Source organism: Candidatus Acetatifactor stercoripullorum, assembly GCF_944382095.1.
Classification (GTDB): Bacteria; Bacillota; Clostridia; order Lachnospirales; family Lachnospiraceae; genus Acetatifactor; species Acetatifactor stercoripullorum.
In genome coordinates, this window is sequence record NZ_CALWMU010000007.1 from 87961 (window position 1) to 93996 (window position 6036).

Genomic DNA, 6036 nt, shown 5'->3' on the forward strand with positions numbered 1-6036 from the left:
GAAATTTATGCAGAGGAAGAAGGGTATATGGATATTACCAAGGGAAGAGACTGGCGAATTGAATTGTTAAGATTTATGGCTACGTTAGGAATAGCCATTTTTCATTTTGAATGGATATATTTAGGACACCCGGTATTCTTTAGGCACTTTTATTTATTTGTTGAATTTTTTTTTGTATTAAGTGGATTCTTTCTGGCAAAGAATGCGAAGAAAAATAAAAGTGAAGATGATTATGCTAGCCTTAAATATGCATATGGTCAAGCAAAGAAACTTTGGCCGCCGTATTTTATTGCTTTTCTTTTTTCTTTTTTTGTTTACTGTCTGGTCAATAATGTTAGAGGGACAAATATTCTTTGGGTTTTATGGCAGTCAAAATGGGAAACAATATATTTTCAATTATCTGGATTCGATCCGACGGCCCCGGTAATTAATGGGGTGACTGCATATATTCCAGCATTGCTGTTCGGCAGCCTTATAATTCACTATATGTATACTAAACATTATAGATTAACTGTAAATGTTTTGTCGATTGTTTCGCCTGTATTTATATATTCTCACATTGTAATCACATATGGTAATTTAAGTCAGTGGATGGTATACGAAAACTGGTATACAGTTGGAATTATCAGAGGAATTGCAGGAATCCTTATTGGTGTACTTGCATTTGAAGTCGGATACTATTTAAAAAATTTTGGGGGGGGTATCAAAAACTTTATCGTATTGGTGAAGTAATTAGCATAGTCGCAATTATTTCTTTAGTGATTTTTCGCGAAATGATATCATTTTATGATGAAGTTATATATCCATATGCATTCGCAATTCTAATCATGTCAGTTTATTTTAAGAAATCGGTGTTTACTAATAAAATGATATGCAGGATGTGCATTTTTGTAGGGAAGATATCATACAACATATATTTGATTCATTATGCTGTTTGTTATTTGATGAAGTTATATTTACCAGATTATTCATATAAAGCTATAGCACCAATCTATATTTTTATTGTTATCGCTTATGGAATAATATTAAATTTTATATTAAAAAAACACAAATGGTAAATGAGTATTCAGCGGTTACAACATTTTAAGGAAAAGGGAACAATATGGGAAAATATTTTGGCACTGACGGTTTCCGCGGAGAAGCGAATAAAACTTTAACAGCAGATCATGCTTATAAAATTGGGCGTTTTTTAGGCTGGTATTATGGGCAGAGCAAGACAGAAGGAAAAGGTAAAATCGTAATCGGCAAGGATACCAGGCGATCTTCTTATATGTTTGAATACGCACTGGTGGCTGGACTGACAGCATCGGGAACCGACGCTTATCTTTTGCATGTGACCACGACGCCCAGCGTATCTTATGTGACGAGAACGGAAGACTTCGACTGTGGAATCATGATTTCCGCCAGCCACAATCCCTATTTTGATAATGGCATAAAGCTGATGAATTCTAACGGGGAGAAGATGGAGGAGGAGTTTCTTCTGAAAATAGAAGAATATCTGGATGGGGCAGTACAGGAGGTTCCTTATGCGGAAAGGGATAAAATCGGATGCACTGTGGACTATGCTTTGGGCCGGAATCGGTATATTGGTTATTTGATATCCCTGGCAACTCGTTCATACCGAGATAAAAAGGTGGGGCTTGATTGTGCAAACGGAAGTGCATGGATGATTGCAAAAAGCGTTTTTGATGCTTTAGGAGCAAAGACGTATGTGATCAACAACCAGCCGGATGGACTGAACATTAACGTGAATTGCGGCTCCACACATATAGAGGGCTTGCAAAAATTTGTGGTCGAAAATTCTCTTGACGTTGGCTTTGCCTTTGACGGTGATGCAGACAGGTGCCTCTGTGTGGATGAAAAGGGAAATGTGGTGGATGGAGACGCTATTCTTTATATTTATGGATGTTATTTGAAAGAACGGGGAAAGCTCCAGGGCAATAAGATTGTTACCACCATTATGTCTAACTTTGGTCTCTATAAGGCGCTGGAAGCTGTGGGGATTGAGTATGAGAAAACTGCAGTAGGGGATAAGTATGTTTATGAGAACATGGTGAACAACGGATACCGTCTGGGCGGTGAACAATCAGGCCATATCATATTTAAGAAGTACGCTACCACAGGAGACGGCATTATGACGGCCATTAAAATGATGGAGGTTATGCTGGAAAAGAAAATGCTCATGAGCGAGCTGGCTGCTCCCTATAAAGCCTATCCTCAGGTGCTGAAAAACGTTCGTGTGGCGGATAAGGCTGCGGTAAGGACGGATGGGGAGATTCAGCAATGTATAAGGGAAATTGAGGCTTCGCTCGGAGAGGATGGCCGTATTTTAGTACGCGAAAGCGGTACAGAACCTATCATCCGCGTTATGGTGGAAGCCAGTGATCTGGGAACATGCCAAAAATATGTAGATCAAGTGGCTGGACTGATAGCGAAAAAAATAGCTGATTTCTGAAGCATTGTAAAGGAAATGAAATGTAAATAGGGACGAGCTGGAAAGGTTGACACACTCATGAAAGAAAAAATGAAAGCCGCGCTGTTTTGCAGAATCCCAGGGCTGTTTTTCGGTCTGCTGATGGTTGCAGGCACCTTGATACAAGCCGAAACGATAACCTCTGGCTACCATTTTCTGGATGATCATGAGCTTTTGCGCATAGAATATTCTCTGGAGATGGACAAGGTTCCGCTGGGGGAGCTTGTCTTGGCGTGGATAAAAAATGATCTGTGGTGGCGTTTCCGTCCCCTGTATTGGGTAGAGAGGGTTGTGGGTACAGCCATTATGGGAAGCGATATGTTTTATTGGAACTGCTATAAGGCCGTAATGGGAGTGCTTACATTCCATTTGCTGTATATGGCTGCCCGGTATTTAAAGGCAAAATGGTATACTGGCGTGCTTTTTGCGGGCATTATCATGATGGGGGCGCAGTTTACTCCATGGTACCGCAGTGCCAACCAGGAAAACACAGGGCTGTTTCTTTGCGCGTTGACGCTATATCTGATCGGGAGGCAATATTATAAAGAAAAGTGGGGCAGCCCGGTTTATAACATTTCCATTGCGGTGGCTGCGATACTCTGCGGTTTAGTAAAGGAAAGCTTTATATTTATGATGCCGGCTTTTGCAGCAATAAAATTTTGGCTGGAATATTTCCAAACCTGTGCCACAAGGAAGGAAAGAGGGACACTAAGACGGCTATTAAAAAGGGGAGTATTGTGTTACATTCCTGTTTTGGCAGGGTTCGGTTTTAATGTATATTATACTTTGTTCCAGGTGGGAGTGGATAATGTAAGCTATGCCGGTTTCCATTCGGACACAAGCATCAGGGAGTATATTTCCGGAATTCTGTACAGCGTGAGAACCTATTTGGAGTGGTACCTCGTATTTGGTATTTTCTGCATCCTGATCGTTTTGGTCTGCTATCAGGTGATTGATTTAAAGAAATGGAAAGAATATGTGGGCTGGGCAGTCATAGGCTTTGGGATTATGGCAGTGCAGCTGGTGCTTCATGCAGAGAGTGGGATGTGGGAACGATACATTATTCCCTTTATTATAGGATATGCGCTGGTGTATGTTCTGCTGTTTGACAGAATGCTGCAGAAGGATGCCTTTAGAGAATTGGTTTATACAGGAATACTCATGGCCTTGCTGTTCATTGGCGTGAGGGAGGCACGATCAGGAGCTCTGCAATATGCTGATGATGGAAGACTGATTGACGGATATCTTACCTATGTAGTAGAAAACACGGATGAGGACAGCAAGATTATAAGAGCCTTTACGGACGGAGAGTTAAACCTGGCAACCTCCTGCTGGCTGGAGATGAACGGCAGAACCAAAGAATTTTATTATAACTGGCAGAGCGGGGAGTTTTCGGACAATGTGCAGATCGTTCAGGTGAACCAGGATACGGTTTCCTGGGCGGATGCGGATGTGGTTCTTTGCTACAGCGCAGATGTTTACACCGCAATTGATATGATGGGACTGACGCAAGAGGATGTATACGAAAGGCTGCAGTATGGGAAATATGCAGTGGTGGTGCGGGGGAAGGAGCAAGGGTGAGAATTAAGTTGTAAACCTACATACGATGTCACAAAAGAAGATTTTTGCAAGGCGGAATATGATTCTTTGTATTTCTATCGGTTTTCATCCAGACTTGATCTGACGGATTAGGAATACATTTTATGAATTCCTGGAAAAAATGGGGAAACAGCCAGAATTATGTTTTTGAAAGCAAGCTCTTGTATATACTACGAAAGGGCAGTATAATTAAGAATATCAAAGCAGTTTCAAGAAATGAAATAAATTCAACTTTTGAAAGTGAGTGAAGGCATGAAACTAATTACCAGAGTAAAGTATCTGGATAGGATCATTGCACTCAACGGTACGCCCGACATCAAGATTATCACAGGCATCCGTCGTTCAGGCAAATCAAAATTGATGCAGGCATATATTGAGTACTTAAAAAGCCATTTTGATAACATCAATATTATTTTTATTGACTTCATGGATCTGGCGTATGAAGAAATCAAGGAATACCATGCGTTACACAGTTATGTAGAGGAACATTATCAGGCTGGTAAAACAAACTATCTGTTTGTGGATGAGGTTCAGATGTGCCCCAAGTTTGAACTGTCCATCAATAGTCTTTACTCCAAGGGAAAATACGACATCTATGTAACCGGCTCCAATGCGTTTCTGCTGAGCGCTGATCTTGCAACTCTGTTTACCGGACGTTACATTGAAATTCATGTATTTCCATTTAGTTTTCAAGAATATTGCCAGTATTATAATGATATTAGAGACAAAGATAAACTTTTTGATGATTATTCCATCAAAGGCGGTTTGGCGGGTTCCTATGTTTACAAAACCGAAAAAGACAGAACGAACTATATCAAAGAAGTCTATGAAACCATAGTTACCAGAGATTTGGTACAAAAATACGCACTGCCAGACACATTGGTTTTGCAGCGGTTGAGCGAATTCCTTATGGATAACATCAGTAATCTGACCTCGCCTAATAAAGTCAGCCAGCTGCTGACAGCAAATGAAACTCCGACAAATCATGTGACCGTTGGCAAGTACATCAAGTATTTGTGTAATGCATTCTTGTTTTACGATATGAAACGATACGATATTCGTGGGAAGAAATACCTTGGAAGCACCGAAAAGTTTTACTTGTGTGACAGCGGCATTCGATATGCAGTACTCGGAAGCAGAAACATGGACTATGGCAGAGTCTATGAAAATCTCGTTTGTATCGAACTGCTCCGCCGTGGGTATGATGTTTATGTCGGTAAGCTCTATCAAAAAGAGATAGACTTTGTTGCGCAGAGGGGCAGTGAGAAAATCTATATTCAGGTAAGCGATAACATATCTGGACAGGAAACATTTGAGAGAGAATGTTCTCCTCTGCTTCAAATTCGAGATGCTTACCCGAAAATAATGATTGCCCGAACCAGACATCCGAAGTACAGCTATGAAGGAATTGAGATTTACGACATAGCAGACTGGCTGCTGCAAGGATAGGTTATGGCGACCTTTGAGGATGCTCCTCACCACAGCTTTCGATACCCTCTGGGCGTAATGCCTTCTACCTTTTTGAACATCCTGGCAAAATAATTTGCATCACTCATGCCGCATCTGCGGGCGACCTCCTCAATGGAAAGACTGGTAAAGCGGAGCAGGTGCTTGGCCTGGGTGATGCGTACCTGCAGGAGGTAATGGTTTACAGAACTGCCGAATTGCTCTTTAAACAGTCTGGCAAGGTAAAATTTGTTGATGAAAAACATCCGCTCCAGCATTTCCAGAGTGATTTTTTCGGAGAAATGATCGTCCAGGTAATTCTTTACCTCCAAAAGATCTCTTTTTCCGGCGGAATTTGCCGTGTCGGCCTGGGGCTGTGTGCATTCCTCTAAAAGCAGAACCAATAAAGAGGTAAGCTTTTCACATATCTTCAATTCCTTTACGGCGCCGTCCGAGGATGCGGCCAAAAACAGATCATCCAAAAGAGCTTCATAGGCGGACAGTCTTGTAGTGTGAAA

Annotated in this window: 5 protein-coding genes; 4 read left to right on the top strand and 1 reads right to left on the bottom strand. The window is 41.3% G+C overall.

What is annotated here, in order from left to right:
* The first annotated feature begins 27 nt into the window (after positions 1–27).
* From SHK35_RS03625 to SHK35_RS03640, 4 genes are all read left to right on the top strand, one after another.
* Positions 28–732, top strand: a complete 705-nt coding sequence (locus tag SHK35_RS03625) for an acyltransferase family protein (RefSeq protein ID WP_318708624.1) — start codon at positions 28–30, stop codon at positions 730–732.
* 370 nt (positions 733–1102) lie between these two features.
* Positions 1103–2455 carry a phosphoglucosamine mutase gene (gene glmM / locus SHK35_RS03630; protein WP_318708625.1) on the top strand — a complete coding sequence of 451 codons (1353 nt, stop codon included), beginning with the start codon at positions 1103–1105 and terminating at the stop codon, positions 2453–2455.
* A 57-nt stretch (positions 2456–2512) separates the two neighbouring features.
* Positions 2513–4054: a hypothetical protein gene (locus SHK35_RS03635; RefSeq protein ID WP_318708627.1), complete on the top strand. Its 1542-nt coding sequence runs from the start codon at positions 2513–2515 to the stop codon at positions 4052–4054.
* Positions 4055–4324: 270 nt separating this feature from the next.
* Positions 4325–5521, top strand: a complete 1197-nt coding sequence (locus SHK35_RS03640; protein WP_318702823.1) for an ATP-binding protein — start codon at positions 4325–4327, stop codon at positions 5519–5521.
* 26 nt (positions 5522–5547) lie between these two features.
* Here the strand turns inward: SHK35_RS03640 and SHK35_RS03645 are convergent.
* Positions 5548–6036: helix-turn-helix transcriptional regulator (locus SHK35_RS03645; RefSeq protein ID WP_318708628.1), on the bottom strand; the 489-nt coding region annotated here is incomplete at its 5' end.

Bases quoted from the DNA above. Each gene is read 5' to 3' on its own strand.
- SHK35_RS03625 (WP_318708624.1), top strand. From the start codon at position 28: ATGGATATTACCAAGGGAAGAGACTGGCGAATTGAATTGTTAAGATTT.
- glmM (WP_318708625.1), top strand. From the start codon at position 1,103: ATGGGAAAATATTTTGGCACTGACGGTTTCCGCGGAGAAGCGAATAAA.
- SHK35_RS03635 (WP_318708627.1), top strand. From the start codon at position 2,513: ATGAAAGAAAAAATGAAAGCCGCGCTGTTTTGCAGAATCCCAGGGCTG.
- SHK35_RS03640 (WP_318702823.1), top strand. From the start codon at position 4,325: ATGAAACTAATTACCAGAGTAAAGTATCTGGATAGGATCATTGCACTC.